Origin of the sequence: Parazoarcus communis (assembly GCF_003111645.1) — a bacterium.
Lineage (GTDB): Bacteria > Pseudomonadota > Gammaproteobacteria > Burkholderiales > Rhodocyclaceae > Parazoarcus > Parazoarcus communis_A.
In genome coordinates this window covers 2915610-2941237 of record NZ_CP022187.1, presented here as the reverse complement: position 1 = coordinate 2941237, position 25628 = coordinate 2915610, and the positions used below count along the sequence as shown (strand labels likewise).

General features: G+C 64.8%; 27 protein-coding genes and 1 pseudogene. 17 read left to right on the top strand and 11 right to left on the bottom strand.

All coding sequences use genetic code 11. The features are described 5' to 3' along the window. Nucleotides 1–2076, top strand: a complete 2076-nt coding sequence (locus tag CEW83_RS13445) for a sensor histidine kinase (protein WP_108949803.1) — start codon at nt 1–3, stop codon at nt 2074–2076. Nucleotides 2077–2089: 13 nt separating this feature from the next. Further along, on the top strand, nt 2090–2608 hold the full coding sequence (mobB, locus tag CEW83_RS13440; RefSeq protein ID WP_108949802.1) for a molybdopterin-guanine dinucleotide biosynthesis protein B: 519 nt from the start codon (nt 2090–2092) through the stop codon (nt 2606–2608). Here mobB and CEW83_RS13435 read toward each other — a convergent pair. The 4 genes and pseudogenes from CEW83_RS13435 to CEW83_RS21445 all read right to left on the bottom strand — a co-directional run. Then, nucleotides 2574–3500, bottom strand: coding sequence for a helix-turn-helix transcriptional regulator (locus tag CEW83_RS13435; RefSeq protein WP_234418819.1), 927 nt, complete (start codon nt 3498–3500; stop codon nt 2574–2576). The two genes, mobB and CEW83_RS13435, sit on opposite strands and share 35 nt — an antisense overlap. Further along, the gene (gene mobA / locus CEW83_RS13430; RefSeq protein WP_108949800.1) at nt 3493–4098 is read right to left on the bottom strand and encodes a molybdenum cofactor guanylyltransferase MobA; all 606 of its coding nucleotides are present in this window, start codon (nt 4096–4098) and stop codon (nt 3493–3495) included. The genes CEW83_RS13435 and mobA overlap by 8 nt, the downstream gene beginning before the upstream one ends. Continuing rightward, nucleotides 4095–4925 carry a formate dehydrogenase accessory sulfurtransferase FdhD gene (locus tag CEW83_RS21450; protein ID WP_234419087.1) on the bottom strand — a complete coding sequence of 277 codons (831 nt, stop codon included), beginning with the start codon at nt 4923–4925 and terminating at the stop codon, nt 4095–4097. Before CEW83_RS21450 ends, mobA begins: the two co-directional genes overlap by 4 nt. Nucleotides 4926–5168: 243 nt before the next feature. Further along, a pseudogene (locus CEW83_RS21445) lies at nt 5169–5897 on the bottom strand (Rossmann-like and DUF2520 domain-containing protein); the annotation flags it as partial. Between the two features lie 132 nt (nt 5898–6029). Between CEW83_RS21445 and CEW83_RS13420 the strand changes: the two are divergent. From CEW83_RS13420 to CEW83_RS13370, 11 genes are all read left to right on the top strand, one after another. Beyond that, nucleotides 6030–6521, top strand: coding sequence for a DUF3305 domain-containing protein (locus CEW83_RS13420; RefSeq protein WP_108949798.1), 492 nt, complete (start codon nt 6030–6032; stop codon nt 6519–6521). Beyond that, nucleotides 6518–7150: a DUF3306 domain-containing protein gene (locus CEW83_RS13415; RefSeq protein ID WP_108949797.1), complete on the top strand. Its 633-nt coding sequence runs from the start codon at nt 6518–6520 to the stop codon at nt 7148–7150. Before CEW83_RS13420 ends, CEW83_RS13415 begins: the two co-directional genes overlap by 4 nt. Nucleotides 7151–7420: 270 nt before the next feature. Beyond that, the gene (locus CEW83_RS13410; protein WP_108949796.1) at nt 7421–9535 is read left to right on the top strand and encodes a 4Fe-4S binding protein; all 2115 of its coding nucleotides are present in this window, start codon (nt 7421–7423) and stop codon (nt 9533–9535) included. A gap of 8 nt (nt 9536–9543) precedes the next feature. Further along, the gene (locus tag CEW83_RS13405; RefSeq protein ID WP_234418818.1) at nt 9544–10167 is read left to right on the top strand and encodes a TorD/DmsD family molecular chaperone; all 624 of its coding nucleotides are present in this window, start codon (nt 9544–9546) and stop codon (nt 10165–10167) included. Nucleotides 10168–10216: 49 nt separating this feature from the next. Then, nucleotides 10217–10423, top strand: a complete 207-nt coding sequence (locus CEW83_RS13400) for a hypothetical protein (RefSeq protein ID WP_108949794.1) — start codon at nt 10217–10219, stop codon at nt 10421–10423. A 13-nt stretch (nt 10424–10436) separates the two neighbouring features. Continuing rightward, on the top strand, nt 10437–13343 hold the full coding sequence (locus CEW83_RS13395; protein WP_108949793.1) for a formate dehydrogenase subunit alpha: 2907 nt from the start codon (nt 10437–10439) through the stop codon (nt 13341–13343). Nucleotides 13344–13359: 16 nt separating this feature from the next. After that, complete coding sequence (fdh3B, locus tag CEW83_RS13390) at nt 13360–13968, top strand: formate dehydrogenase FDH3 subunit beta (RefSeq protein WP_108949792.1); 609 nt, start codon at nt 13360–13362, stop codon at nt 13966–13968. Then, nucleotides 13965–14192 (top strand): hypothetical protein, encoded by a 228-nt coding sequence (locus tag CEW83_RS13385; protein WP_108949791.1) that lies wholly within the window; start codon nt 13965–13967, stop codon nt 14190–14192. Before fdh3B ends, CEW83_RS13385 begins: the two co-directional genes overlap by 4 nt. Nucleotides 14193–14203: 11 nt before the next feature. Next, nucleotides 14204–15238, top strand: coding sequence for a formate dehydrogenase subunit gamma (locus tag CEW83_RS13380; RefSeq protein WP_108951400.1), 1035 nt, complete (start codon nt 14204–14206; stop codon nt 15236–15238). After that, nucleotides 15235–15450 (top strand): hypothetical protein, encoded by a 216-nt coding sequence (locus CEW83_RS13375; protein WP_108949790.1) that lies wholly within the window; start codon nt 15235–15237, stop codon nt 15448–15450. Before CEW83_RS13380 ends, CEW83_RS13375 begins: the two co-directional genes overlap by 4 nt. A gap of 254 nt (nt 15451–15704) precedes the next feature. Beyond that, nucleotides 15705–16886: a THUMP domain-containing class I SAM-dependent RNA methyltransferase gene (locus tag CEW83_RS13370; RefSeq protein ID WP_108949789.1), complete on the top strand. Its 1182-nt coding sequence runs from the start codon at nt 15705–15707 to the stop codon at nt 16884–16886. 54 nt (nt 16887–16940) lie between these two features. Here CEW83_RS13370 and CEW83_RS13365 read toward each other — a convergent pair whose 3' ends face one another. Both CEW83_RS13365 and CEW83_RS13360 read right to left on the bottom strand, forming a co-directional pair. Further along, on the bottom strand, nt 16941–18074 hold the full coding sequence (locus CEW83_RS13365) for a PilT/PilU family type 4a pilus ATPase (protein WP_108949788.1): 1134 nt from the start codon (nt 18072–18074) through the stop codon (nt 16941–16943). Nucleotides 18075–18171: 97 nt separating this feature from the next. Next, entirely contained in the window at nt 18172–19215 is a 1044-nt protein-coding gene (locus CEW83_RS13360; RefSeq protein WP_108949787.1) for a type IV pilus twitching motility protein PilT, read from the bottom strand. 102 nt (nt 19216–19317) lie between these two features. Here CEW83_RS13360 and CEW83_RS13355 point away from each other — a divergent pair, with 102 nt between their 5' ends. The 4 genes from CEW83_RS13355 to CEW83_RS13340 are packed head-to-tail and all read left to right on the top strand — an operon-like array spanning nt 19318 to nt 21780. After that, nucleotides 19318–20034, top strand: coding sequence for a YggS family pyridoxal phosphate-dependent enzyme (locus CEW83_RS13355; RefSeq protein WP_108949786.1), 717 nt, complete (start codon nt 19318–19320; stop codon nt 20032–20034). A 40-nt stretch (nt 20035–20074) separates the two neighbouring features. After that, a complete protein-coding gene (gene proC, locus CEW83_RS13350) occupies nt 20075–20899 on the top strand; it encodes a pyrroline-5-carboxylate reductase (RefSeq protein ID WP_108949785.1) in 825 nt (274 codons plus the stop codon). Between the two features lie 6 nt (nt 20900–20905). Then, nucleotides 20906–21487, top strand: a complete 582-nt coding sequence (locus CEW83_RS13345; protein WP_108949784.1) for a YggT family protein — start codon at nt 20906–20908, stop codon at nt 21485–21487. After that, on the top strand, nt 21484–21780 hold the full coding sequence (locus CEW83_RS13340) for a DUF167 domain-containing protein (protein ID WP_108949783.1): 297 nt from the start codon (nt 21484–21486) through the stop codon (nt 21778–21780). The genes CEW83_RS13345 and CEW83_RS13340 overlap by 4 nt, the downstream gene beginning before the upstream one ends. 23 nt (nt 21781–21803) lie before the next feature. Here CEW83_RS13340 and CEW83_RS13335 read toward each other — a convergent pair whose 3' ends face one another. The 5 genes from CEW83_RS13335 to CEW83_RS13315 are packed head-to-tail and all read right to left on the bottom strand — an operon-like array spanning nt 21804 to nt 25563. Continuing rightward, nucleotides 21804–23081, bottom strand: a complete 1278-nt coding sequence (locus tag CEW83_RS13335; RefSeq protein ID WP_108949782.1) for a dihydroorotase — start codon at nt 23079–23081, stop codon at nt 21804–21806. Nucleotides 23082–23091: 10 nt separating this feature from the next. Then, nucleotides 23092–24051: an aspartate carbamoyltransferase catalytic subunit gene (locus CEW83_RS13330; protein WP_108949781.1), complete on the bottom strand. Its 960-nt coding sequence runs from the start codon at nt 24049–24051 to the stop codon at nt 23092–23094. Continuing rightward, entirely contained in the window at nt 24044–24544 is a 501-nt protein-coding gene (pyrR, locus tag CEW83_RS13325; RefSeq protein ID WP_108949780.1) for a bifunctional pyr operon transcriptional regulator/uracil phosphoribosyltransferase PyrR, read from the bottom strand. Before pyrR ends, CEW83_RS13330 begins: the two co-directional genes overlap by 8 nt. Continuing rightward, complete coding sequence (gene ruvX / locus CEW83_RS13320; RefSeq protein WP_108949779.1) at nt 24531–25004, bottom strand: Holliday junction resolvase RuvX; 474 nt, start codon at nt 25002–25004, stop codon at nt 24531–24533. The genes pyrR and ruvX overlap by 14 nt, the downstream gene beginning before the upstream one ends. Continuing rightward, nucleotides 24997–25563 carry a YqgE/AlgH family protein gene (locus tag CEW83_RS13315; RefSeq protein ID WP_108949778.1) on the bottom strand — a complete coding sequence of 189 codons (567 nt, stop codon included), beginning with the start codon at nt 25561–25563 and terminating at the stop codon, nt 24997–24999. The genes ruvX and CEW83_RS13315 overlap by 8 nt, the downstream gene beginning before the upstream one ends. Nucleotides 25564–25628 lie beyond the last annotated feature (65 nt).

Sequence of the window (25628 nt, the reverse complement as noted above, 5' to 3'; positions counted from 1 at the left end):
ATGCAAGTTCCCCGTTTTCTGAGGCCGCCGCTGGCGTATTTCCTCGGCTCGGTCCGTGCCAAGCTGCTCTTCCTCGTGCTGGCGCCGCTGATGCTCGGCTTCCCGATCATGATGGGGCTGACCTGGTACTGGAGCCACACCTACTATCACAAGCTGCTGGTATTCAAGGTGGGCAGTGATCTGGTTACCGCCAACGAGTATTTTGACCGCGTGGTGGAGGGCGTTGGCACCCGGATAAGCGCCTTGGCAACATCCCGGCAGCTTGCGCAGGCCCTCGCGGATGGAGGGGCGGGTGTGCTGTTGAAGGCGGAGCAGGGCGAACTTGTCCTCGACTTCATCAACGTACTGGATGTCAATGGCCGGGTTCTGCATTCCACCGGGCATCTGCCCGCAGGTGCGGAGCGTGGCGAGTGGGCCATCGTGTCGCGCGCGATCCGCGAGGGCGCGGGCGAGCGCAGCGTGGTCGAGGTCTTCAGCGCCGACGCACTGGCCGCGATCTCTCCGGAGCTGCGTGACCGTGCGCGCCTCGCGCTGGTCGATACCCCGCGGGCGGCGCCCGATTCGCGTACCCGGGAAGACCGCGGCATGGTGATTCACGCTGCGGCGCCGGTGTTCGACGCCCGGGGCAACCTGGTCGGCGTGATCGAGGGTGGGGTGCTGCTCAACGGCAACCTCGGCATCGTCGACACCATCAATGCCATCGTCTATCGCGAGGATTCCCTGCCGCTTGGCAGCAAGGGCACGGCAACGCTCTTCCTTGGCGATGCCCGCATTGCCACCAATGTGCGTCTTTTCGAGGGCGAACGGGCGCTTGGCACCCGGGCCTCGGCCGAGGTGAGCAAGCACGTCCTCACCGATGGGAAGCCCTGGCTGGAGCGGGCTTTCGTCGTCAACGACTGGTATGTGTCGGGCTATGAGCCGATCGTCGACAGCCAGGGGACGCGAGTCGGCATGCTCTACGTCGGCTTTCTCGAGGCGCCTTTCAGTGCGGCAAAGACGGTTGCCCTGCTGGTGATCTTCTGTCTCTTCCTCGCCATCAGCATCATCGGTGCGGTGTGGTCGCTGCATTGGGCGCGCAGCATTTTCCGCCCGATCGAGCGCATGCACGGCGCAATTCGCAGTATCGGGCGGGGTGACAATTCGGCACGGGTCGGCCCGGTCGACAGTCGCGACGAGCTCGGTCTGCTGGCGCGCGAGTTCGATCGCCTGCTCGATGTGCTCGCGCTCAAGCGTGACCAGCTCGAGCAGCTTGCCGCTTCGCTCGACCGCAAGGTGGAGGCGCGCACCCGCGACCTTGAAACGGCCAACACCGAGTTGCGTGCTGCCCAGCGCCAGTTGCTGATGAGCGAGAAGCTCGCCGCGATTGGCGAGCTGACCGCAGGCGTGGCGCACGAGATCAGCAATCCAACGGCGGTCATCCAGGGCAACCTCGATCTCTTGCGCGAAGAGCTCGGGCCGCAGGCTGCGCCGGTGATGAGCGAGATCCGCCTGATCGACGAGCAGGTCAACCGCATCCGGCTGATCGTGACCAAGCTGCTGCAGTTTGCCCGCCCCGGGGAGTTCGCGGGCTATGTCGAAACGGTCGACCCGGCCACGGTGATTGCCGATTGTCTGGTGCTCACGCGGCAGCATCTGACCAGCCGCGGCGTGAAAGTGGTGCAGCATCTGCAGACCACGCGGCGGGTGGAGATCAACACCCAGGAACTGCAGCAGGTCCTGATCAATCTGATCGTCAACGCGGTGCAGGCGATGCCCGACGGCGGCACGCTGACCCTGAGTTCGACCCCGTGGGATGAACATGACATGCCCTGCGGGGTGTGCATCACGGTGAGCGACACCGGTCAGGGTATCCGCGAGGACGATCTCGCGCGTATATTCGACCCCTTTTTCACCACCAAGAAGACGCAGGGCACCGGGCTTGGGCTGTCGATCAGCTATTCACTGATCGAACGCTATGGTGGCCACATCACGGTGGATAGCATCTATGGCAAGGGGGCGGCCTTCACCCTGTGGATTCGCGCCGAGCCGATGTATCGCAACGAACACGCAGAAGCGGCCCGCAACAGCGGTGGCTGACAGGAAAGAGACGATGAAAGTGATCGGATTCGCCGGCTGGTCCGGCAGTGGCAAGACGACGCTGGTCGAGCAGGTGATCGGCATCCTGTCGCAGCGCGGTCTTGCGGTGTCATTGGTCAAGCACGCCCACCATACCTTCGATATCGACCACCAGGGCAAGGATTCCTGGCGCCACCGCCATGCCGGTTGCCGCGAGGTGCTGATCAGCTCCGGTCTGCGCTGGTCGCTGATGCACGAGCTGCGCGGCGAGGACGAGATGTCTCTGGACGAGCTGCTCGGAAAGCTGTCGCACTGTGATCTGGTGCTGGTCGAGGGCTTCAAGCGCGCGGCGATCCCGAAGATCGAAGTGCATCGCGATGCGGTCCCCGAGCCGCTGCTGTTTCCGGACGATCCCAACATCGTTGCGGTGGCAACCGACGTGGCGGTGAACACGACCTTGCCCTGTCTCGACATCAACGATCCGCAGGCGGTGGCCGACTTCGTCGTCGACTTCGCTTTTAATCGCAGCCCAGCACCTGCCCAAGCGGGCTGAGGTCGTAGCCGCCCAGGCGCGTGGCCAGGCGCTGCATGTCGGCGCTGCCATAGCACTGCAGCAGTTGCTGGAACAGCTTGCGGAACACGATTTCGCGTGGCAATGCGAGGTCGAAGGCTTCCCAGCCGAGGCTGATGAAGCCGAGACCGAACTCGGCCGCGGCGGCGCGGGTGCCCGGCGCGCAGTCGGCCTCTTCGCGCGCCAGCAGGCCGGCGGCCTCGCGTTCGGTGCGGGCTTCGGCGACTACGCTGCAGTCTTCGGGTCGAAAGCCGCGGCTGGCCAGTGCCGATTCAAGGAAGTGACGTGAGCCGGCGCCGGGCTGGCGCATCGCCCAGCGGTAGTCGAAGGCGGCGAGCGTCTCGATGCCGTCGATGCTGAGCTCGCGGCGCAGCATCACGCCCTGCTCGCGGTGAGCAAGACGCACCAGGGCCCATTGCGGGTGCTGACTGAAGCGGCGCAGCAGCATGCTGTGCTGGGCTGCGCTGGTATCGACGCCGCCCCAGTGCAGGGCGCAGATATTGGCGCGGCGGCGGGCCAGCAGCTCCAGCCCGGGCAGGGTGCCGGTGGGGCTGTAGGCCACATAGGCTTCGCCGCCGAGGTGCGGGACCAGCGAGGTGACGACGGCCGCGAGCAGCGGGTCGTCGCTGCCGGTGATCAGCAGGCGGTCGGTGAGCACACCGCCGTGCGCCTGTTCGCGCAGCCACTCTTCCAGCAAGGGGCGCGGAAAAAGCCATTTGCCGCCGACGCGCACCGCGGGAATCTCGCGCGCATTGGCGAGCTCGTAGAGCTTCTTCTCGTTCAGGTGCAGGTAGGCCGCGGCCTGACGCGCGGTCAGGTTGGGGCTGTCCGGTGCAGCATCGCCGGCCGGGCGGGGCAGGTCGCGATCAGTCACGGCCACCGGGCAGGGTGCCGCTTGCGGCCGCGCTGAGTTCATCGCGGGTATTGATGTTGCGAAACGCTGCTTCCTCGTCGTCGAAGGGGACTTCGACGATGTTGAGACTGCCGTACCAGCGGTCGATCTTGCGCCCGCCCCCGGCAAGGAAGGCGTGCAGGTGATCGGCCAGCGTGCGCCGGCACAGGCAGAACACCGGATGCGCCTGGTCGAAGGTCTTGGCGACAGCGAGGTCGGCTGCATTGGCGTGCAGCGCGGTCGCGAGCCGGGCAACGAGATCGGCGGGCAGAAACGGCGAGTCGCAGGGGGCGGTGACCACCAGCGGATGGCTGGCGCGCACCAGCGCCGCATGCAGACCGGCGAGCGGGCCGGCAAAGTCGGGGATGTCGTCGCCGAACACGGGGTGGCCGAAGGCCGCGTAAGCCTCGGTGTTCTGGTTGGCGTTGATCATCAGCTCATCGACCTGAGGGGCGAGCCGTGCCAGCACATGGGCGGCCATCGGTTTGCCGTCGAGTTCGACCAGGCCCTTGTCCACGCCACCCATGCGACGGCCCATGCCGCCGGCAAGAACGACGCCGGTGATTTTCTCGGCGCTCATCGCTTGAAGTACTCCTCGCCGCTGAACAGCAGATAGTGTTTGCCCTGGGCGCGACCGATCATGGTCAGGCCGAGTTTCTGCGCGATGTCCCAGCCCATCTTGGTGAGGCCAGAGCGTGAAACCAGGAAGGGGATGCCCATCTGTGCGGTCTTGATCACCATCTCTGAGGTGAGACGGCCGGTGGTGTAGAAGATCTTGTCGCTGCCGTCGAGCCCGTCCAGCCACATGTGGCCGGCGATTGCGTCCACCGCGTTGTGACGGCCGACGTCCTCGACAAACATCAGCACTTCGCTGCCTTCGGGCGTGGCGTGTGCGAGGGCACAGCCGTGTACGGCGCCGGCCTGTTTGTAGATGGATTCGTGATGCCGCACGGCGTCCATCAGTGCATAGAGCGTGGCCTGCGACAGGCTGCGCTGGGCAGGCAGTCGGATGCTGTCGATTTCGTCCATCAGCCCACCGAATACGGTGCCCTGGCCGCAGCCGGTGGTGACGGTGCGGGTACCGAGGCGTTCGTCGGCGTCCTGCAGGCCATTGCGGGTGGTGATGGAGACCGCTTCGACCTCCCAGTCGACCTGTACCGAGGCGATCTCGTCCAGGCTCTTGACCAGGCGCTGGTTGCGCAGCCAGCCAATGGCCAGCGCTTCGGGGGCGGCGCCCAGGGTCATCAGGGTGACGATCTCGCGCTTGTCGACGTAGAGCGTGAGTGGGTGCTCGCCGGCAATCGCGGTGGGCACTGCCTCGCCGAGTTCATTGACGGCAGGGATGGTGACGGTAAGCGGTCGGCTGGCGCTGCTGAGCACAGGGCGTCGGGCGGTCGGGAGATTCATGCGGGCCTTGCCATGGGGTGGAGCGGGGATTGTAGCCTCATCGTTCAAAGGGGTCAGAGTCGTTTGATCGGCGTTCAAACGACTCTGACCCCTTTGAACAAACGACTCTGACCCCTTTGAACTGCCTGAGATGTCGGCGCGGGTGAGGCCGTTGTCGGGCGGGGCCAGGTTGAGCGCCACCAGCGACAGCACCCGGTAGGCTTCGCCCAGCTCGGGGTCAAGGTCCGTGGTCGCGTCGATCTCGTCGCGGATGGTCTGCTTGTCGCCGCGTGCAACCGGTCCGGTCAGTGCGGCGCGGGTGCCGTTGCGGTCGATGTTGGCCAGGGTGCCAGCGATCAGCGGTTGCAGTGCGGACCATGCGGTGTCGCGATTCACGCCGGCGCCCTCCATGCAGCGCAGTGCGGCCTCCATCAGCGCGACGAGGTGGTTGCAGGCCAGTACGGCGGCGGCGTGGTATCGCAGCTTGTGTTCGGACGTCACCGCAAAACGGCGGGCGCCGATGGCATCGAACAAGGGGGCGAGGCGCTGCACGGCTTCGGGCCCGCCTTCGCAGGCGCAGAAGGTGCCGTCGAAGCTTGTGATTGCGGTGTCCGGGCTGGCGAAGGATTTGAGCGGGTGGATGCTCGCAGTGTGGGCGCCGCTTGCCTGCAGGGGGGCGAGTACGGCCGAGGCGAGCGCGCCACTGCAGTGAAATGCGATGTCGCCCTGGCGCAGTGCAGCGTCTGCGGCGAGACGAGTGGCGACGCCGGCGATGGCGTCGTCCGGCGTGGCGATCAGCCACAGGTCGGCCGGCGGAAGCTGGCCCTCGGTTATGGGACTGCCTGCACCGATGAAGTCTCGCGCGCTGCTGCAGCGTCCGGCATCGCGGCCGGCGACGGCGCCAATCCGCACCAGGCCCTTGTCCTGCCACAGACGGGCGAGGGTGCGCCCGAGGCGGCCGGGACCAATCAGGTTGAGCGTTGGAATGAGCATGGATCGATTGTATGTGAGGGCGGTCCACAATGCAGGGCAGTGGCGGCGGCGCGGAGTCTGCGCTTCGATGCGCGCGGCCGCTGGCTGACGTATTCTGTAAACGAGATTCGTACCCATCCAAGGAATGCCCGCATGCACCACTTTCCCGTAGCCGTGATCATGGAGCGTCGACGCTTGCAGAATCGCTGGGTCGATGAGGCCTGGGAGGCAGTGGGCGTGGTGCCGGCGTTCGATGCCGAGGCGCAGTCCGAGCCGGGCGCGCCGAGGCCGGCGCCGCGCCAGATCCTGAACGAAGACGATCGCGATCAGTGGCTGTTTGACGGCTTCCGGCTGGAGCTGTTTCGCGACGAGGTCGACAACTACTTTCTCAACATGAGTTCGCCGATTCCCAAGGTCTTCGTGATGTGGCGCAAGGAGGGCGAGATTGCAGCGCCCGAGGTCACTTCCGTAAGTTACGGCGAGGCAGCGCGCTGGCTGGATTCCGGCGAACAGGTCGACGGCATTCCGATGTCGCGCGAGATGGCCGACTGGGTGGGCGACTTCGTCAATACGCATTACAAGCCGGCGCCGCGCAAGAAGGTGCGGCGCAATGATCCGCTGGCGCAGGACAGGGGGCGGGCATGAGCACACCGGGACGGTTCCTGTCGCGCTGGTCACGCCTGAAGCTGGCGCCGGTTGCGGAGACCGGGGTCGAGGTGGAACAGCAGATCCCCGCAGTAGCCGTTCCGCCCGCGGCCGCTGCGGCTGTCGAGGGTGGGGCGCCGGCAGGCGTCGATCAGGTGGCGGAGCCGGCTGCGTTGCCAGATATCGCCTCGCTTGCACTCGACTCCGATTTCACCGCCTTCCTCAAGGATGAGGTGAGCGAGGGGCTGCGTCGGCAGGCGCTGAAGAAGCTGTTCAACGACCCGCACTTCAATGTGATGGACGGGCTGGACATCTACATCGACGACTACTCCGTGTCGACGCCGATTCCGCCGGAACTGCTGGCCAAGCTGCGCTCGGCGGCCGAATGGCTGGCCGACCGCGATGAGAAAGAGGGCGCCGACGCCGCTGTCGAGTCGACGTCGCAGCAGGTCGCGCAGACCCCGGACGAGCCGTCAGCGGGCGACGCCTTGCTGCCGGAAGCGGGCGCGACCGAGCCTGCGCTGACCGAGCCAAGCCAGCCCTGCCCTGCGGCCGCGGGGGGCGAAGCATCTCCTGCCGGCGGAGTCGAAGCCGCACCCATCGATCGCGCTGCGTCTGCCGGGCACTGAGGGGGCGTCCCCGGTTTCCGGATTCTGTCCTGCGTTTGCTGCCGATGAGCTCAGGCAAATGGCTCAATCATCGGGCATGAACTGCGCATTCCAATATTGCGTCGCACTAAATCGGGTTGATGGGACATATTGGCTCGGCTGAGACATTTTGTCCTTGCGGTGCGTTGATTTCCGTTCCGTTCAGGTGTTCTGGTTTCTTTTTGTGCTTATGAGGTGGATTGCATAGGCCCGGAGGCTGCTTTAGGTCCACACCTCAAAGGATGTGGGCCAATGCGCAACAGCAGCAAACAGATCCGTCTTTGCGATTGCAATCGCAGCTTCGACCTCGACGCCGAGCGGCTGAGCGGACTTTCGTCCGGCGCCGGCGTTTCGGCTCATCACGAACTCTGCCGCCGCGAACTGCCGGTGCTGGAGGCTGACCTCGCCGCCGGGTGCGACGTGGCGGTTTCCTGTACGCAGGAGTCGGCTCTGTTCTCCGAACTCGCCGACTCCATCGATGCCGCCCGCCCGATCCGCTTCTTCAACGTGCGCGAGAACGCCGGCTGGTCGGACGAGCGCGCAGCAGTGACGCCGAAGATGGCGGCCCTGATCGCGGCGGCGACCACCCTGCCCGAAGTCGAGCCGGTGACCGGCGTGCAGATGCAAGCCGGCCGCGCCTTGCTGATCGTCGGCGAAGCGGGTGCCGCGCTGGGTTGGGCCGAGCGCCTGTCCGGCAGTTTTGAGGTCTCGGTGCTGATGACCGAGCGTGCGGGCGAGGTCGAATTGCCGGTCGAGAACACCTATCCGGTATGGTCGGGCAGCCCGCTGGCGCTCAAGGGCCATCTGGGCGCCTTCGAACTGAGCTGGACGCAGCAGAATCCGATCGATCTCGATCTGTGCGTACGCTGCAACGCCTGTATCAAGGCCTGTCCGGAAGGTGCGATCGGTTTCGATTTTCAGGTTGATGCGAACAAGTGCAAGAGCCATCGCGCCTGTGTCACCGCCTGTGGTGAGATTGGCGCGATCGATTTTTCCCGCAAGGATGTTGCACGCAGCGAGCAGTTCGATCTGGTGCTCGATCTGCAGGCCAAGCCTCTGCTCAAGCGTGTCGAACTGCCCGACGGCTATGCCGCGCCCGGTCGCGATCCTTTCGATCAGGCGCTGGCGGTTCAGGCCCTCGGCGAATGTGTCGGCGAGTTCGAAAAGCCGCGTTATGTGGCCTTCGAGTCCGGACTGTGCGCGCACAGCCGCTCGCGCAAGTCGGGCTGCAACAACTGTATCGAGGTCTGCTCCACCGAGGCGATCCGCAGCAACGGCGACGTGATCGCGGTCGATCCCTATCTGTGCAAGGGCTGCGGCACCTGCAGCACGGTGTGCCCGTCGGGTGCGCTGTCCTTCCAGTACCCACGGGTGCCTGACGTCGGTTTGCAGGTCAAAACCGTGCTGAGCGAATACGCGCGGGCCGGTGGCAGCGATGCCTGCGTGCTGTTTCACGCGGCTGACGCCGGCGGCAAGCTTATCGAGCGGCTGGCGCGCCGCGGTCGCGGCCTGCCGGCACGGGTGATTCCGGTTGAAATCTGGAGCGCCGACGCGATCGGCCTCGACCTGATGCTCGGCACCCTGGCGATGGGTGCCTGTCAGGTGGCCGTACTGACGGCCGGCAGCCACGATCCCGCGCCGCTGCAGGCTCAGGCCGGACATGCGGCGGCGATCCTCGGTGCGCTCGGCTATGCCGGCGAGCCGGTCCGTATCGTCGATGCGGCCGATGCGGCCGATGCAGACGACTGGCAGAAGCTCGAGCGCGCGCTGTGGGACTGGACCCCGGCAATGGCCGTGGGCCGGCCGGCGAGTTTCCGCCTGCTGTCGAAGAAGCGCGAAACCCTCGAACTGGCGCTGCGACATCTGGTCGCGGAAGCGCCGGCGGCGCGTACCGAAGCCGGTGTGCCGGCGATGGTGGCACTCAAGGCCGGGGCGCCCTTCGGCCAGGTCATGGCGAGCGATGCGTGCACCTTGTGCATGGCCTGTACCGGCGCCTGTCCGGCCGGTGCGCTGCGCGCGTCCAACGATTCCTACCGCCTCGATTTCATCGAACGCAACTGCCTGCAGTGCGGACTGTGCGTGAATGCCTGTCCGGAGTCGGCGCTCAGTCTCGAGCCGCGTTTGCTGTTCGGTGACGAAGCCCGCCGCGCGCGCAAGCTGCGCGAAGCCGACACCTTCCACTGCGTGAGCTGCGGCAAGGCGATGGGCGCCTCGCCGATGATCGAGGCGATGATTTCCCGCCTTACCGGTCACTCGATGTTTGCCTCGGCCACCGAACTCGGCCGCCTGCGCATGTGCGGCGACTGCAGGGTGATCGACCTGATGAAGAACGAGAAGAGCACCAAAGCCTGGGACATGACCGAATGAATGCACCGATGAGTACCGATGCCCGCAGTCTGCAGCCCGCACCGGCGTGGTCGGATGAGGACCGTGCCCGTGCCGAACACTATGCGCTGCTTGCGCGCCTGTATTTTGCTGCGCCCGATGCAGCCCTGCTGGAGGGGCTGAGCCGGACTGCGCAGGTGCTGGGTGCAGGCAAGGGGGCATTTCCCGAGGCATGGGCGGCCCTTGGCGAAGCCGCGGCAGCGACCACGGCCGAGGCGGTGGCCGCCGAGTATTCCGCCCTGTTTCAGGGCGTGGGCCGTGCCGAAGTCATGCTCAATGGCTCGTGGTACCTGACCGGCTTCCTGCAGGAAGAACCGCTGGCGGAATTGCGCGAGGACCTGATCGAACTCGGGCTCGGTCGTCGCGAAGGCGTGGCCGAAACCGAGGACCACATCGCCGCACTGGCCGAAGTGATGCGGCATCTGGTGGTGACCGGTCCGGACGACGAAGGCCTGATGCGGCAACAGGCTTTTTTCGGTCGCCACCTGGCGCCGTGGTACGGCGCTTTTGTGGCGGAGGTCGCGGCGGCGCCGTCGGCCAGTTTCTATGTACGGGTCGGCAGTCTGCTGCAGGCCTTTTTCGATATCGAGCGCCAGGCGTTCGACATGGTGTGATCGGGCCGGCCACGGCCTGTATTCCGTCCAATTGATGGGGAGAACGAGGATGAGCGAAAACAAGACCAAGCTGTCGCGGCGGAATTTCCTGCTGTCGCTCGGGGCTGGCGGTGCCGCAGGGGCGGCAGCGGTGGCCACAGTGGCAAGCGGGCCGGCTGCACCGGCAGTTGAGCAGGCGGTGAAGAGCGCCGCGTCCAGCGAGCGCGTCGGCACCAGCGAGCACATGCGCAACTACTACCGCACTGCGCGCATCTGAAGGAGAGCAAACGATGTTGACCAGGAAAAGTGCCGTCGCGAGCGGCAGCAGCACCCGGCGTTTGCGCAGCTCGGCGGCCCGCATCATGGGCAAGACCATGGACCGCCGTGCCTTTCTCAAGCATTCAGGCCTCGGCATGGGTGCCGGTGCGATTGCCACCCAGCTGCCCTACAACCTGATCGGTAGCGCCGAAGCCGCTGCGCCGGCTGAAAACCGCATGGCCGGTGGCGAGGAAATCAAGCGCACCGTATGTACCCACTGTTCGGTGGGCTGTGCGGTCGATGCGGTGGTGAAGAATGGCGTATGGGTGCGCCAGGAGCCGGTGTTCGATTCTCCGATCAACCTCGGCGCGCACTGTGCCAAGGGCGCATCGGTGCGCGAGCACGGTCACGGCGAGCATCGCCTGAAGTATCCGATGAAGCTGGTCGACGGCAAGTATCAGAAGATCAGCTGGGAACAGGCGCTGAACGAAGTGGGCGACCGCCTGCTGAAGATCCGCGAGGAAAGTGGCCCGGACGCGGTCTATTGGATCGGCTCGTCCAAGCACAACAACGAGCAGTCGTATCTGCTGCGCAAGTTCGTGTCCTTCTGGGGCACCAACAACTGTGACCACCAGGCCCGCATCTGCCACTCCACCACGGTGGCCGGCGTTGCGAACACCTGGGGTTACGGTGCGATGACCAACTCCTACAACGACATGCAGTTCGCCAAGGCGATGCTGTTCATCGGCTCGAACGCAGCCGAGGCGCATCCGGTGTCGCTGCTGCACATCCTGCACGCCAAGGAAAACGGCGCCAAGATGGTCGTGGTGGATCCGCGCTTCACCCGTACCGCGGCCAAGGCCGACTACTACGTCCGCATCCGCTCCGGTACCGACATCCCCTTCATCTGGGGCATGCTGTATCACATCTTCAAGAACGGCTGGGAAGACACCCAGTACATCAACGATCGCGTCTTTGGTCTGGAAAAAGTCAAGGAAGAGATCATGACCTGGACGCCGGAGAAGGTGACCGAGGTCACCGGTATCCCCGAGGAGCAGGTCTTCAAGGTCGCCGAGGCGATGGCGAAGAACAAGCCGTCGACCGTGGTGTGGTGCATGGGCCAGACCCAGCACACCGTTGGCAACGCCAACGTGCGCGCAATGTGCATCCTGCAGCTGGTGCTGGGCAACGTCGGCAAGTCCGGTGGCGGCACCAACATCTTCCGTGGTCATGACAACGTGCAGGGCGCGACCGACGTCGGCCCCAACCCCGATTCGCTGCCCGGCTACTATGGTCTGGCTGCCGGCTCGTGGAAGCACTGGGCCACGGTGTGGGGCGTGGACTACGAGTGGATCAAGGGGCGTTATGCCTCCGAGGCGATGATGACCAAGTCTGGCATCACCGTGTCGCGCTGGATCGACGGCGTGCTCGAGGACAACGAACTGATCGACCAGGATTCGAACCTGCGCGCGGTGGTGTACTGGGGCCATGCGCCCAACTCGCAGACGCGTGGTGCGGAAATGGTCGAGGCGATGAAGAAGCTCGACACCATGGTGGTGATCGACCCCTATCCGTCGGCCACCGCATCGATGGCGGCGATGGTGCGCAAGGACGGTGTGTATCTGCTGCCGGCCGCGACCCAGTTCGAGACCTACGGCTCCTGTACCGCGTCGAACCGCTCCATCCAGTGGCGCGAAAAAGTCATTGAGCCGCTGTTCGAGTCCAAGCCCGACCACACCATCATGTATGCCTTCGCCAAGAAGTTCGGTTTTGGCGACGAGCTGGTGAAGAACGTCAAGCTCAACAAGGACAAGCAGGGCTGGGACGAGCCGGAGATCGAGGACATCCTGCGCGAGATCAACCGCGGCACCTGGACCATCGGCTACACCGGCCAGTCGCCCGAGCGTCTCAAGCTGCACATGAAGAACATGCACACCTTCGACGTGAAGACGCTGAAGGCGGTGGGCGGTCCGTGCGACGGCGACTACTTCGGTCTGCCGTGGCCCTGTTTCGGCACCCCCGAGATGAAGCACCCCGGTACGCCGAACCTGTACGACACGTCAAAGCATGTCATGGATGGTGGTGGCAATTTCCGCGCCAACTTCGGTGTCGAGCGCGACGGCGTGTCGTTGCTCGCCGAGGACGGTTCGGCCTCCAAGGGCGCGGACCTGCAGATGGGCTACCCGGAGTTCGATCATGTGCTGCTGAAGAAGCTCGGCTGGTGGGACGAACTCACCGATGCGGAAAAGGCGCTTGCCGAGGGCAAGAACTGGAAAACTGACCTTTCCGGCGGTATCCAGCGCGTAGTGATGAAGAACCACGGTTGCCATCCCTTCGGCAACGCCAAGGCGCGTGCGCTGGTGTGGAACTTCCCCGACCCGGTGCCGCTGCACCGCGAGCCGATTTACTCGCCGCGTCCGGATATGGTCGAGAAATACCCGACCCATGCAGACAAGATGGCTTTCTGGCGGTTGCCCACGCTGTACAAGTCGATGCAGGACAAGGTCAAGAATATTTCCAGCGAGTATCCGCTGATCATGACCTCTGGCCGACTGGTCGAGTACGAGGGCGGTGGCGAGGAAACCCGCTCCAACCCGTGGCTGGCCGAACTGCAGCAGGAAATGTTTGCCGAAGTGAATCCGAAGGACGCCAACGATCAGGGCATCCGCAACGGCGACTACATGTGGGTCGAGTCGCCTACGAAGGCCAAACTCAAGGTGCGTGCCCAGGTCACCGAGCGGGTGGGTGCGGGCACGGTATTCCTGCCCTTCCACTTCTCCGGCTGGTGGCAGGGTGAGGACATGCTCAAGTACTACCCGGAGGGCGCGGCGCCGATCGTGCGTGGCGAGGCGGTCAATACCGCGACCACCTACGGTTATGACTCGGTGACGATGATGCAGGAATCCAAGACGACCCTGTGCCGGGTCATGAAGGTCTGAGGGGGAGGAGAGAACAATGGGACGCATGAAATTCCTGTGTGACGCAGAGCGCTGCATCGAGTGCAACGGCTGTGTCACCGCCTGCAAGAACGAGAACGAGGTCCCATGGGGCGTCAACCGACGCCGTGTGGTGACGATCAACGATGGGGTGCCGGGCGAGCGCTCGATGTCGGTGGCCTGCATGCACTGTTCTGACGCGCCGTGCATGGCCGTGTGCCCGACCAACTGCTTCTACAAGGCAGACGGCGGTGTGGTGTTGCACGACAAGGACATGTGCATCGGATGTGGCTATTGCTTCTTCGCCTGTCCGTTCGGCGCGCCGCAGTTCCCCAACGGCCCGAGCGCCTTTGGCGAGCGCGGCAAGATGGACAAGTGCACCTTCTGTGCCGGTGGTCCGGAAGAGACCGGTTCCAAGGAGGAGTACGCCAAGTACGGCTCCAACCGTCTGGCCGAAGGCAAGCTCCCGGCCTGTGCCGAGATGTGCTCGACCAAGGCGCTGCTGGCGGGCGATTCGGCTGCCGTGTCCGACATCTTCCGCGACCGTGTGCTGCGTCGTGGCAAGGGCCTGGAAGCCTGGGGCTGGATGACGGCCTACGGTGAAGAGCAGAAGGAGGGCGCGAAATGAGCGCACGAGGCTTGATGTCGATGCTGGCCGCGGTCGCGCTGGCCGGCGGGCTGGCGGGCTGTGGCGAGCAGCCGCAGGTAGTCACTTACGAGCAGGGCAAGTATCAGGGCAAGGCTGACAGCCAGCCCTGGGACAACCCGGTGTTCAAGGGTGACAAGGCGGCCTGGGAGCTGGCGATGAAGAATCGCGCCCGCGCGCAGAACGAATACAACCGCACCCAGTGAGGAGGCTCACCATGAAGACATTCTTCATGCGTCGCGGCAGTGCCCTGCGGCTTGTCATGCTGTGCTGGATGATGGCGCTGTTCGGCGCCTTCATGCCTGCACACGCGGCAGGCGAGGCGGCTGCCGAACAGGTGGCGCGCGAGCAGTCGCAGCCGCTGAACAACGCGCCGGTGTGGCGGGAAGTGCGCTCGGGCCAGGAACACTTCACTTTGGCAAAGGGGCCGGAAGCCGGCGTCCTGATCCAGAGCGAGGGCAATACCTGGCGGCAGTGGCGCAACGGCCCGATCACCCAGTACGGTGGCTGGCTGCTGATCCTCGTGCCGTCTGCCATTGCGCTGTTCTGGCTGGTCAAGGGCACGATGAAGCTGCATGACAAGCCGACCGGTCGCAAGATGAAGCGATTCTCGGGTTTCGAACGTTTTGCGCACTGGGGAACAGCGATCACCTTTTTGCTTCTCGCAGTGACCGGTGTTGCGATCCTGTTCGGCAAGCACGTGCTGGCGCCGATCTTCGGGCCGGAGTTCTTCGCTTCCCTGCTCGTGGTCGGCAAGCTGATCCACAACTATGTCGGGCCGGTGTTCGGCGTGTTCGTGCTGCTGATGATCCTCACCTTCCTGCGCGACAACGTGTGGCAGGCTTGCGACGCGATCTGGATCAAGCGCGCAGGTGGGCTGCTCGGCGGCGATCATGTGCCTTCGAGCCGCTTCAACTTCGGCGAGAAGACCTGGTTCTGGCTGGGCGTGACATTCCTTGGCCTGACCGTCGTGATCTCCGGCCTGGTAATGGACTTCCCCAACTATGGCTGGACGCGGGCCGACATGCAGCTTGCCAATATGGTGCACGGGGTGAGTGCGTTGGTGCTGCTCGCCTTGTCCTTCGGTCACATCTACATGGGTACGATCGGCGTCGAGGGTGCCTATCAGTCGATGAAGACCGGTTACGTGGATGAGACCTGGGCAAAGGAGCATCACGAGTTCTGGTACGACGACGTCAAGGCCGGGAAGTCCGGTCATCCTCAGGATTCGGTCACAGGAGCACGTTCATGAAATCCATGCTTAGCGTAGTGCTGCTCGTCGCCGGCCTCGGCCTGGCGGCCGGCCCGGTGTGGGCCAAACTGCCCGCGCCTTCGGAAGAGGCTCAGGTCAAGGCGGCCGAGGCCAAGGAAAAGGCCGCGGAGGCAGCCAAGGTCGCTGGCGAGCAACTCGCTGCGGCGCAGGATCGTGTTGCCTCCGCATGGAAGCTCAAGGCGGGCAAGTAAGCCTGCCGGCGCGATTCGCTGTAACAGGGCCCGGACACCGTTCCCCCTCCAGTATGGGTGTCCGGGCCTTCTTCAGGCCCCGTCTGGCGCGAGTCGGACGGGGTCTTTCTTTTCCTGCGGGCGGCACCCGATGCAGCTGAGTCGGGACAAGCGTGTGGCACACGTTACAATGCGCGCATTCCGCCCCGCCCGAGCGTGAGCCCTGTGATCCACAGCGGCCGCTTGTGGCATTTCCATTCATTCCGGAGCGCTTCATGGCCGAAACATTCTTTTCCCCCTGCCCACGCGGCCTCGAGAACCTGCTGGCCGACGAGTTGCGGGGTTTCGGAGCTGCAAGCGCAGAGGTTCTTCATGGCGGGGTGATGTGGAGCGGCGACTGGGCGAGCTGCTACCGCGCCAACCTCGAGAGCCGCTTGGCGACGCGCGTGCTCTGGCGTGTGGGGCGCAGCCGCTATCAGGGTGAAATCGATATCTACAAGCTCGCCTACAGCGTGACCTGGGCCAAGTGGTTCACGCCGGACGACAGCATCCGCGTATCGGTGACGGCGCAGCAGTCGCCCCTGAAGAGTCTTGAATTCATTACGCTGCGGATCAAGGATGCGGTGTGCGACCACTTCCGCACCGTGGTCGGACGTCGCCCCGACGTGGATACCGCGAATCCCGCGATCCGCATTCATGCCTTTCTCACCAAGGACATGGTCACCCTGTACATGGATACCTCGGGTGAGCCGCTGTACAAGCGGGGTTTCAAGACGGCTGCGGTCGAGGCGCCGCTGAAGGAAAACATCGCGGCTGGCATCCTCAAGCTCAGTGGCTGGCAACCCGGTGAGCCGCTGATCGACCCGATGTGCGGCAGCGGGACTTTCCTGCTTGAGGCCGCGCAGATGGCGCTCGGGATTGCGCCGGGACTGGGCCGCAAGTTCGGCTTCGAGCGTTTCAAGAATGTGGACGAGGCCACCTGGTCGGCCGTGCGCAGTGCGGCAGAGGCACGGCGCAAGCCGCTCGCGCCGCTGCCGATCTTCGGTTCGGACCTTGTTGGGGATCAGGTGCGTCGAAGCCGCGAGAACCTGGCCGCCGCCGGACTCGACAAGTGCGTGACCCTGGACCGGGCCGACATCCTCGACCGGGTGGCGCCGTTCGCTGCCGGGGTGATGGTGACCAATCCGCCCTACGGCGTGCGGATCGGCGAGGCAGAGGAGCTGGCGGCCTTTTATCCGCAGCTTGGTGATGCACTGAAAAAACACTGGGCCGGCTGGCGCTGCTATTTCTTCAGCGGCGACATGATGCTGGCCAAGCTGATCGGTCTCAAGGCCAGCAAGCGCACCCCGCTGTTCAATGGCGCCCTCGAGTGCCGCCTGTTCGAGTACAAGGTGATCGCGGGCAGCATGCGCGACAAGCCGCGTGCTGCGGATGACGCACAGAAGGATCCCTCCTGAGGCCTGCTCAGGCCGCGGCTCCGGCGACGTGGTTCGCTGCCGGAGCCTCTTGCGTCAGACGATGTCGAGGTGCTGGATGCCCGAGCTCATGTCCTTGTCGCCCAGCTTGCTGTTGAGCTTGATCTGCAGGCGCAGGTCGTTGACCGAATCGGCGTTTCGCAGTGCATCCTCGTAGGTGATCATGCCTTCCTCGTAGAGGTCGAACAGCGACTGGTCGAAGGTCTGCATGCCGAGCTCGCGCGAACGCTTCATGATGTCCTTGATGCCCGGCACTTCACCCTTGAAGATGAGATCGGAGATCAGTGGCGAATTGAGCAGGACTTCGACTGCCGGGATGCGGCCCTTGCGGTCCTTGAGCGGCAGCAGGCGTTGCGAGATCATCGAGCGCAGGTTCAGCGACAGGTCCATCAGCAACTGCGAGCGACGTTCTTCCGGGAAGAAGTTGATGATGCGGTCGATGGCCTGGTTGGCGCTGTTGGCGTGCAGCGTGGCCAGACACAGGTGGCCGGTTTCGGCGAAGGCAATCGCGTAGTCCATGGTCTCGCGGTCGCGGATCTCGCCCATCAGGATCACGTCCGGCGCCTGGCGCAGGGTGTTCTTCAGCGCGGCCTCCCAGTTCTCGGTGTCGATGCCCACCTCACGCTGGGAAATGATGCAGTTCTTGTGCTGATGCACATACTCGATCGGGTCTTCTACGGTGATGATGTGCCCGTAGCTGTTCTCGTTGCGGTAATCGACCATCGCCGCCAGCGAGGTCGTCTTGCCTGTACCCGTCCCGCCGACGAAAATCACCAGGCCGCGTTTGGCCATTGCGATGTCACGCAGCACGGCCGGCAGGCCCAGTTCGTCGAAAGTGGGAATCTTCAGCGCGATGGTCCGCAGGACCAGGCCGACGCGCCCCTGCTGGATATAGGCATTGGCGCGGAAGCGGCCGATGCCGGCCGGCGAGATCGCGAAGTTGCATTCCTTGGTGGCCTCGAACTCGGCAGCCTGGCGATCGTTCATGATCGCGCGGGCGAGTTCGGCGGTGTGGGCGGGGCTCAGCGCCTGATTCGACTGCGGCACGATGCGACCGTCGATCTTGATTGCCGGCGGGAATCCGGAGTTGATGAAAAGGTCGGAGCCGTTCTTCTGCAGCATCAGCCGCAGCAGGTCGTGCATGAACTTGAGTGCCTGATCGCGTTCCATTTTCCGCTCCCTTTAGCCGCATGCATGCGCATGCGGGCAGAATGAGTGTCTCGTCCGGTTGCCGCCTGCGGCCGACGCGCGGCGCAGGCGTGCTGCATCAGCCGGCGAAGCTTTCCTTGTTCTGTGCCTTCAGCCTGGCTTCGGCGTTGGACACGATATTACGCCGCACCAGATCGGACAGGCACTGGTCGAGCGTCTGCATGCCGACGTTCTGTCCGGTCTGAATCGCGGAGTACATCTGTGCGATCTTGTTCTCGCGGATCAGGTTGCGGATTGCAGGGGTGCCGATCATGATTTCGTGCGCAGCCACGCGGCCGGCGCCGTCCTTGGTCTTGAGCAGTGTCTGCGAGATCACCGCACGCAGCGACTCGGAGAGCATCGAACGCACCATGTCCTTCTCGGCCGCCGGGAACACGTCGACGATACGGTCGATGGTCTTGGCGGCAGACGAGGTGTGCAGCGTGCCGAACACCAGATGGCCCGTCTCGGCCGCGGTGAGCGCCAGACGGATGGTTTCGAGGTCGCGCATCTCGCCCACCAGGATGACGTCGGGGTCTTCACGCAGCGAGGCGCGCAGCGCATTGGTGAAGGACATCGTGTCGCGGTGCACTTCGCGCTGGTTGATCAGGCAGCGCTTGGATTCGTGCACGAACTCGATCGGGTCCTCGACGGTGAGGATGTGGCCGTATTCGTTTTCATTGACGTAGTCCACCATGGCCGCCAGCGTGGTCGACTTGCCCGAGCCGGTGGGGCCGGTGACGAGCACGATGCCGCGCGGCTGGTTGGCAATGTCCTTGAAGATCTTCGGGCAGTTCAGCTCTTCGAGCGTGAGCACCTTGGACGGAATGGTCCGGAACACGGCGCCCGCGCCGCGGTTCTGGTTGAAGGCGTTGACCCGGAAGCGTGCCAGATTGGGAATGGCGAAGGAAAAGTCGCACTCCCAGGTTTCCTCGTACTGCTTGCGCTGGCCGTCGTTCATGATGTCATACACCATGGCATGGACGTCCTTGTGTTCCATCGGCGGCAGGTTGATGCGCCGGACGTCTCCATGCACCCGGATCATCGGCGCCAGGCCTGACGAGAGGTGAAGGTCGGAGGCCTTGTTCTTGACCGCAAAGGCGAGGAGTTCTGTGATGTCCATGATGTCGGTTCTGACGAGCTTGAGGAAGGGGCGTCCGGAGCCGCCGGCGGGGCCGGTGCTATACTTTCGGCGCAGTGCTCCGAGAGAAAAGGCTTTGGCAATATGACATCAATCTCCGCCAACTTGCAAGCCGTTAGCGCACGGATTGTAGCGGCTGCGCGCGCGGCAGGACGGGATCCGGCTTCGGTTCGCCTGCTGGCGGTGAGCAAGACCAAGCCCGCAGAGGACGTTCGTGCCGCGGCAGCGGCCGGACAGCGTGCTTTCGGCGAAAATTACGTCCAGGAAGGCGTGGATAAGATCGCCGCGCTGGGCGACCCCGGGCTCGAGTGGCATTTCATCGGACCGCTTCAGAGCAACAAGACGCGTCCGGTCGCGGAATCCTTCGACTGGGTGCACGGCATCGACCGGCTGAAGATCGCAGAGCGGCTGTCTTCCCAGCGCGGGGGCGATCTGCGGCCGCTCAACGTGTGCATTCAGGTCAATGTCAGCGGCGAGACCAGCAAGAGCGGCGTGACGCCTGCAGAGGTGCCTGCGCTGGCGAGGGCGATCGCCGTCCTGCCACAGCTGTGCTTGCGCGGCCTGATGTGCATTCCCGAACCCAGCACCGACCAAAGCCTGGTGCGCAGCCGCTTTGCCGCGCTGCGCGTGCTCCGGGATGCGCTCGTGGCGGAGGGAATGACGCTCGACACCCTGTCGATGGGCATGTCACACGATCTCGAAGCGGCGATTGCAGAAGGGGCGACGATCGTGCGCGTGGGTACGGCAATATTCGGCGAGCGGCAGTTGCCGCCGCATCAGGACAGGACGGCATCTCATTGAAGCCGGCTCCTCAACACTTACTCCATGGTTCGGACAACAGATGAAAATTACCTTCCTTGGTGGCGGCAACATGGCCATCGCACTGATCGGCGGCATGATCGAACGTGGCTTCGCTGCACAGGACATCCAGGTGATCGAGCTTGATGCCGACAACCGCGAGCGCCTGCACAAGCGCTTCGGTGTCCGCACGACCGGCTTGGCGGATGCGCAGGCGCTGGGCTGCGATGTGCTGATGCTGGCGGTCAAGCCGCAGCAGATGAAGGCTGCGCTCGCGCCGCTGGCGGGTGTGCTGAAGGACGTGCTGGTGATCAGTATTGCAGCGGGGCTGAGGCTTGGCGACATCGGTCGCTGGCTTGGCAGCGCGGCGGCACCCTATACCCGCATCGTGCGCTGCATGCCGAATACCCCGGCACTGATTGGTGCCGGTATCACCGGGCTGTATGCCGATCCCTCGGTCGATGCGGCGGGCAAGGAAGCCGCCGGCCGGATTCTCGCCGCTGTCGGCTCCACAGTGTGGATCGAGGACGAGGCGCAGATGGATGGCGTGACCGGTGTGTCCGGCAGTGGTCCGGCCTATGTATTCCATTTCATTGAAGCGCTGGAGGCTGCGGGACGTGCGCAGGGTTTCGACGAGGCGACGGCGCGCAAGCTCGCGATCGACACGGTGCTGGGGGCTGCGCGCCTGGCTGCAGGCTCCGAGGATGCGCCTTCGGTGCTGCGCGAAAAAGTGACCTCCAAGGGCGGCACGACGGCCGCGGCACTGGCCCATCTCGCCCAGGCTGGTTGGCACGATACCCTGGTGGCCGCCGTGGCGGCCGCTGCAGACCGTGGCCGTGCGCTCGGCGACGAGCTTGGAAAGGACTGATCGCGCATGCTCAACAACGTCCTGTTACTCATCGTCGATACGGCGATCAGCCTGATTACCCTGGTTTTGCTCGCGCGTTTCTTCATGCAGTGGCAACGGGTGTCGTTCCGCAATCAGATCGGACAGTTCGTCGTCACCGCCACCGACTGGGTGGTGCGACCGCTGCGGCGCGTGGTGCCGGGACTGTTCGGTCTGGACATGGCAAGCCTGCTGCCGGCGTGGGCGTTCCAGACCTTGATGGTGGTGTTCGAGATCCTGATTCGCGGCGTCGCCCTCGGTGGCGACGGTGCCGGCATCGCGCTGGGCGTGCTCGGCCTCGGGCTGGTCGAGATGCTGCGCATGATGGTGTATCTGGTGTTCGGCGTGGTGCTGATCTCTGCGGTGCTGTCCTGGGTCAGTCCGCATGCGCCGGCTGCGGCGCTGTTCGACGCGCTGGCGGCGCCCTTTCTGCGCCCGTTCCGTCGCGTGGTGCCGACCATCTCCAATGTCGACCTGTCGCCGCTGGTCTTGCTGCTGGTGCTGCAGATCCTGCTGATGGTGCTCGGCGGCATGCGCAACAGTTTCGCGCCCCTGCTGTTCGGGCTGTGAGCGACTGGCTGCGTGAAGCTGCCGATGGCAGCCTGACGCTGACCCTGCACATTCAGCCCGGGGCCAAAAAGACCGGCTTTGCCGGTCTGCACGGCGAGGCGATGAAGATCCGGCTCGCCGCACCGCCGGTCGATGGCAAGGCCAATGCGGCCTTGTGCGCCTTTCTGGCGGACTTCTGCAAGGTACCGAAATCCGCGGTGAGCCTGATCAGCGGCGAGACCTCGCGTGCCAAGCGGGTGCGCGTGGACGGTGCCGCAGCGGGGGTGGCAGCCAGGCTGCGTGAGCAGGCCTGAGCCGCCTTTCCCGGTGTGGCTGTTCAGCCGATAAACATCAGCTGCCCTTCGACCAGCGTGTAGCGCACCTTGCCCGGGAGTTCCAGCCCAAGGAAGGGGGTGTTCTTGCCCTGGCTGCGCAGGCTGTCGCGGTTGATGCACACCTGCGCTTCCGGGTCGAAGATGCACACGTCGGCGCGCGCGCCGGGCGACAGATGGCCCGCCTTGGTGATGCCGATGATGGCGGCGGCGTCGGAAGTGACGCGTGCCAGCGCGTCGATGAGCGGCAGTCCGGCGCGCTCGGCCCATTTCAGCGTCAGCGGCAGCAGCAGTTCGAGGCCGGTTGCACCCGCTTCGGATTCGCTGAAGGGGGTGAGCTTGCCGTCGTCGTCGACCGGGGTGTGGTCGGAACACAGGGCGTTGATGCGGCCCTCGGCCAGGCCACGGCACAGTGCGTCGCGGTCGCGCTGGCTGCGCAGCGGCGGGATCAGGTGGCAGTTGGCGTCGAAGTAGCCGATATCCATGTCCGACAGGTGTACATGGTTGATCGAGACGTCGCAGGTGACATCCATGCCGTCTGCGCGTGCCTGGTCGATCAGATGCAGGCCTTCGGCACTCGACAGGCGGGTGATGTGCAGTCGGGTCTGGGTGATGCGTGCCAGTTGCAGGTAGGTAAACAGGGCGACGGTTTCGGCTGCGACCGGGATGCCGGGCAGGCCGAGCCGGGTGGCAACTTCACCGTCGTGGGCGTAGCCGCCGCGCGACAGGAAGGGGGCGATCGGCTGCAGCCAGACGCGGAAGTCGAAAGTGGCTGCGTACTGCATCGCCCGCATCAGCACGGTGTTGTCGACGATCGGCACATTGGCCTGCGAGAAGGCGACGCAGCCGGCCTCGACCAGCTCGGCCATTTCCGACAGGCGCTCGCCCTTGAGCCCGAGCGTCAGCGCTGCGACCGGATACACATGGGCGCGGTTGAGTTTCTTGGCCCTGTAGCACAGCATTTCGACCAGGCCGGGCTCGTCCAGCACCGGGTCGGTGTCGGGCGGAATGGCCAGGCTGGTAATGCCACCGGCCATCGCAGCGTCCATTTCGGATTCGAGCGTGGCACGGTATTCGAAGCCGGGCTCGCGCAGGCGGGCAGAGAGGTCGATCAGGCCGGGGGCGACCACCAGTCCGCTGGCGTCGATCGTCTTTTCGGCCACGAAACCATCGGGCGCGGAGCCGAGGGCGACGATCTTGCCGTCGGCAATGAACACGTCCTGGACGCAGTCTGTCTTGTTGGCGGGGTCGATCACCCGGCCGTTGGCAATACGGATCTTCATCGAATCTTCCTTACTGGCCGGCTAGCATGCTCATGACCGCCATGCGGACGGCAATGCCGAAGGTCACCTGGGGCAGGATCACGGCCTGCGCGCCATCGGCGACGGCGGAGTCGATCTCGACGCCGCGGTTCATCGGTCCGGGGTGCATCACGATGGCGTCGGGCTTGGCCTGTGCGAGCTTTTCCGCGGTCAGGCCCCAGACCTTGTAGAACTCCTGCGGCGTGGGCAGCAGCGCACCGTTCATGCGTTCGTTCTGCAGGCGCAGCATCATCACGACATCGACACCGCGCAGACCTTCGTTCATGTCGTGAAAGACGCGCACGCCCATTTTTTCGATATCGGTCGGCAGCAGTGTCTTGGGGCCGATGACGCGGACTTCGGGCACGCCCAGCGTGGTCAGCGCGCAGATCTGCGAGCGCGCCACCCGCGAGTGCAGCACGTCGCCGACGATGGCCACCGTCAGCTTGGTGAAATCGTGCTTGTAGTGGCGGATCGTGTACATGTCCAGCAGACCCTGGGTGGGGTGGGCATGACGTCCGTCGCCGGCGTTGACGACGTGGATGTCGTTGCGGCCGTTGGCGCGCAGGTGCTGTGCGATCAGGAAGGGCGCGCCGCTGGCGGCATGGCGAACGACGAACATGTCGGCCTGCATCGCACACAGGTTATCGACCGTATCGAGCAGGCTCTCGCCCTTGGCGGTGGAGCTGGTCGACACGTTGAGATTCACCACGTCGGCCGACAGGCGCTTGGCGGCGATCTCGAAGGTGGTGCGGGTGCGCGTGGAGTTCTCGAAGAACAGGTTGAAGATGCTCTTGCCGCGCAGCAGCGGCAGCTTCTTGACCTCGCGCTCGGCCACTTCGGTGAAGGGCGCAGCCGTATCGAGAATGGCGTTGATGATGTCGCGCGGCAGGCCGTCCAGCGTAAGCAGGTGCTGCAGCTCGCCGTTCTTGTTGAGCTGGGGATTAAGCATCGACTGTCCTCAGGTTCAGGCTGCCGTCTTCGTCGCGCTCAAGTTGCAGGTTCCGCGACGGGGGCAGGGGTTCGGGCAGGGTCAGGGCGCAATAGCGTGCGGCGACCGGGAGTTCGCGCCCGCCGCGATCCACCAGCACGGCCAGCTCTACACAGGCAGGACGGCCGAAATCGAACAGCTCGTTCAGCGCAGCGCGGGTGGTGCGGCCGGTGAACAGCACGTCATCGACGATGATCACGTGCGCAGCTTCGACGCTGAAGGGAATCTCGGTGCGCTGCGGCTTGGTGTGCAGGCCGCGCGCGCCATAGTCGTCGCGGTAGAAGGAGACGTCGATCGCCCCCAGCGGCTGGCTGATGCCGAGCATCGCGTGCAGGCGTTCGGCCAGCCACAGGCCGCCGGTACGAATGCCAACCAGGGCAGTGGTGGGGGTGACGTGGGGGCGCAGCTGTTCGGCGAGCTGCCGGCACAGGTTTTCTGCATCAAGACTTGGCATGTCGGATGGAGTCCAGAAAGTGTTGCAGGATCAGTTGAGCAGCGACCGCGTCGAGTTGCTGCTTGCGTTCGCGCCATTGCTTGACGCCGGCTTCGCGCAGTTGCTGTTCGGCCTCGACCGAGGACAGGCGCTCGTCAGTCAGCATGACCGGCAGGCCGAAGCGGCCGTGCAGCTGATTGGCAAAGCGGCGGCAGCGTGCGCTGAGCTGGTGTTCGTCGCCATCGAGATGACGGGGCAGGCCGACGACCAGGGCCACCGGTTTCCACTCCTCAATCAGTCCGGCGATGGCGCCAAAGCGGCCGTTGTTGCTTTCTTCGTGCACGGTGGTGAGCGCCGTCGCATGGCCGGTTTCGAGCTCGCCGCTGGCCACGCCAATGCGCGCCAGACCGAAATCGAAGCCAAGCAGGCTGCCACGCTCGGGCAATGCAGGCGGCGTTGCCGCCGCCGCGCTTTCAGGCATGCCCGGCAACCTCGCTCAGTTTCGCGAAGTCCACCCCCAGCTTCTGCATCGCGGCGGCCAGGCGCTCTTCGGGGGGCAGGTCGAAGACGATGGCCATGTCGGCGGGCACCGTCAGCCAGGCATTGTCCGCCAGCTCCTGCTCAAGCTGTCCCGCATCCCAACCGGCGTAGCCGAGGCTGACCAGCACTTCGCTGGGTTCGCCGGTGGCGCCGATAACCTGCAGGATGTCGCGGCTGCTGGTGAGGCCGACCTCGTCGTTGACGCGCAGCGTCGAGTGCCATTCGCCGCTCGGCCGGTGCAGCACGAAACCGCGGTCGGTCTGCACCGGCCCGCCGAAATACACCGGCTGGTCGGCGAAGCCTTCTGCGTCGAGCGGCAGTTCGATGCGCTCGAACAGGGTCGCGAGCGTCATGTCGATCGGCCGGTTCACGATCACGCCCAGCGCGCCCTGGTCGTTGTGTTCCGCGATATAGGTCAGCGCACGGGCGAAATGCGGATCGGCCATGCTGGGCATGGCGATCAGGAAGTGGTGCGTGAGATTGCTCGAGACGGTATCCATTCGCGTATTTTACGCCGACACTGGGCGGCTTGCGCGGGGAACCTCATCGGTCGACCTGCGCTCTT

What these genes read in the sequence shown, in the direction of transcription:
- CEW83_RS13345 (WP_108949784.1), top strand. Translation starts at nt 20,906, where the DNA reads ATGCTCAACAACGTCCTGTTACTCATCGTCGATACGGCGATCAGCCTG.
- CEW83_RS13415 (WP_108949797.1), top strand. Translation starts at nt 6,518, where the DNA reads ATGAGCACACCGGGACGGTTCCTGTCGCGCTGGTCACGCCTGAAGCTG.
- CEW83_RS13315 (WP_108949778.1), bottom strand. Translation starts at nt 25,563, where the DNA reads ATGGATACCGTCTCGAGCAATCTCACGCACCACTTCCTGATCGCCATG.
- CEW83_RS13355 (WP_108949786.1), top strand. Translation starts at nt 19,318, where the DNA reads ATGACATCAATCTCCGCCAACTTGCAAGCCGTTAGCGCACGGATTGTA.
- CEW83_RS13330 (WP_108949781.1), bottom strand. Translation starts at nt 24,051, where the DNA reads ATGCTTAATCCCCAGCTCAACAAGAACGGCGAGCTGCAGCACCTGCTT.
- fdh3B (WP_108949792.1), top strand. Translation starts at nt 13,360, where the DNA reads ATGGGACGCATGAAATTCCTGTGTGACGCAGAGCGCTGCATCGAGTGC.
- CEW83_RS13335 (WP_108949782.1), bottom strand. Translation starts at nt 23,081, where the DNA reads ATGAAGATCCGTATTGCCAACGGCCGGGTGATCGACCCCGCCAACAAG.
- pyrR (WP_108949780.1), bottom strand. Translation starts at nt 24,544, where the DNA reads ATGCCAAGTCTTGATGCAGAAAACCTGTGCCGGCAGCTCGCCGAACAG.
- CEW83_RS13410 (WP_108949796.1), top strand. Translation starts at nt 7,421, where the DNA reads ATGCGCAACAGCAGCAAACAGATCCGTCTTTGCGATTGCAATCGCAGC.
- CEW83_RS13385 (WP_108949791.1), top strand. Translation starts at nt 13,965, where the DNA reads ATGAGCGCACGAGGCTTGATGTCGATGCTGGCCGCGGTCGCGCTGGCC.
- mobA (WP_108949800.1), bottom strand. Translation starts at nt 4,098, where the DNA reads ATGAGCGCCGAGAAAATCACCGGCGTCGTTCTTGCCGGCGGCATGGGC.
- CEW83_RS13395 (WP_108949793.1), top strand. Translation starts at nt 10,437, where the DNA reads ATGTTGACCAGGAAAAGTGCCGTCGCGAGCGGCAGCAGCACCCGGCGT.
- CEW83_RS13365 (WP_108949788.1), bottom strand. Translation starts at nt 18,074, where the DNA reads ATGGAACGCGATCAGGCACTCAAGTTCATGCACGACCTGCTGCGGCTG.
- CEW83_RS13420 (WP_108949798.1), top strand. Translation starts at nt 6,030, where the DNA reads ATGCACCACTTTCCCGTAGCCGTGATCATGGAGCGTCGACGCTTGCAG.
- CEW83_RS21450 (WP_234419087.1), bottom strand. Translation starts at nt 4,925, where the DNA reads ATGAATCTCCCGACCGCCCGACGCCCTGTGCTCAGCAGCGCCAGCCGA.
- CEW83_RS13375 (WP_108949790.1), top strand. Translation starts at nt 15,235, where the DNA reads ATGAAATCCATGCTTAGCGTAGTGCTGCTCGTCGCCGGCCTCGGCCTG.
- mobB (WP_108949802.1), top strand. Translation starts at nt 2,090, where the DNA reads ATGAAAGTGATCGGATTCGCCGGCTGGTCCGGCAGTGGCAAGACGACG.
- CEW83_RS13360 (WP_108949787.1), bottom strand. Translation starts at nt 19,215, where the DNA reads ATGGACATCACAGAACTCCTCGCCTTTGCGGTCAAGAACAAGGCCTCC.
- CEW83_RS13380 (WP_108951400.1), top strand. Translation starts at nt 14,204, where the DNA reads ATGAAGACATTCTTCATGCGTCGCGGCAGTGCCCTGCGGCTTGTCATG.
- CEW83_RS13370 (WP_108949789.1), top strand. Translation starts at nt 15,705, where the DNA reads ATGGCCGAAACATTCTTTTCCCCCTGCCCACGCGGCCTCGAGAACCTG.
- proC (WP_108949785.1), top strand. Translation starts at nt 20,075, where the DNA reads ATGAAAATTACCTTCCTTGGTGGCGGCAACATGGCCATCGCACTGATC.
- CEW83_RS13400 (WP_108949794.1), top strand. Translation starts at nt 10,217, where the DNA reads ATGAGCGAAAACAAGACCAAGCTGTCGCGGCGGAATTTCCTGCTGTCG.
- CEW83_RS13405 (WP_234418818.1), top strand. Translation starts at nt 9,544, where the DNA reads ATGAGTACCGATGCCCGCAGTCTGCAGCCCGCACCGGCGTGGTCGGAT.
- CEW83_RS13445 (WP_108949803.1), top strand. Translation starts at nt 1, where the DNA reads ATGCAAGTTCCCCGTTTTCTGAGGCCGCCGCTGGCGTATTTCCTCGGC.
- ruvX (WP_108949779.1), bottom strand. Translation starts at nt 25,004, where the DNA reads ATGCCTGAAAGCGCGGCGGCGGCAACGCCGCCTGCATTGCCCGAGCGT.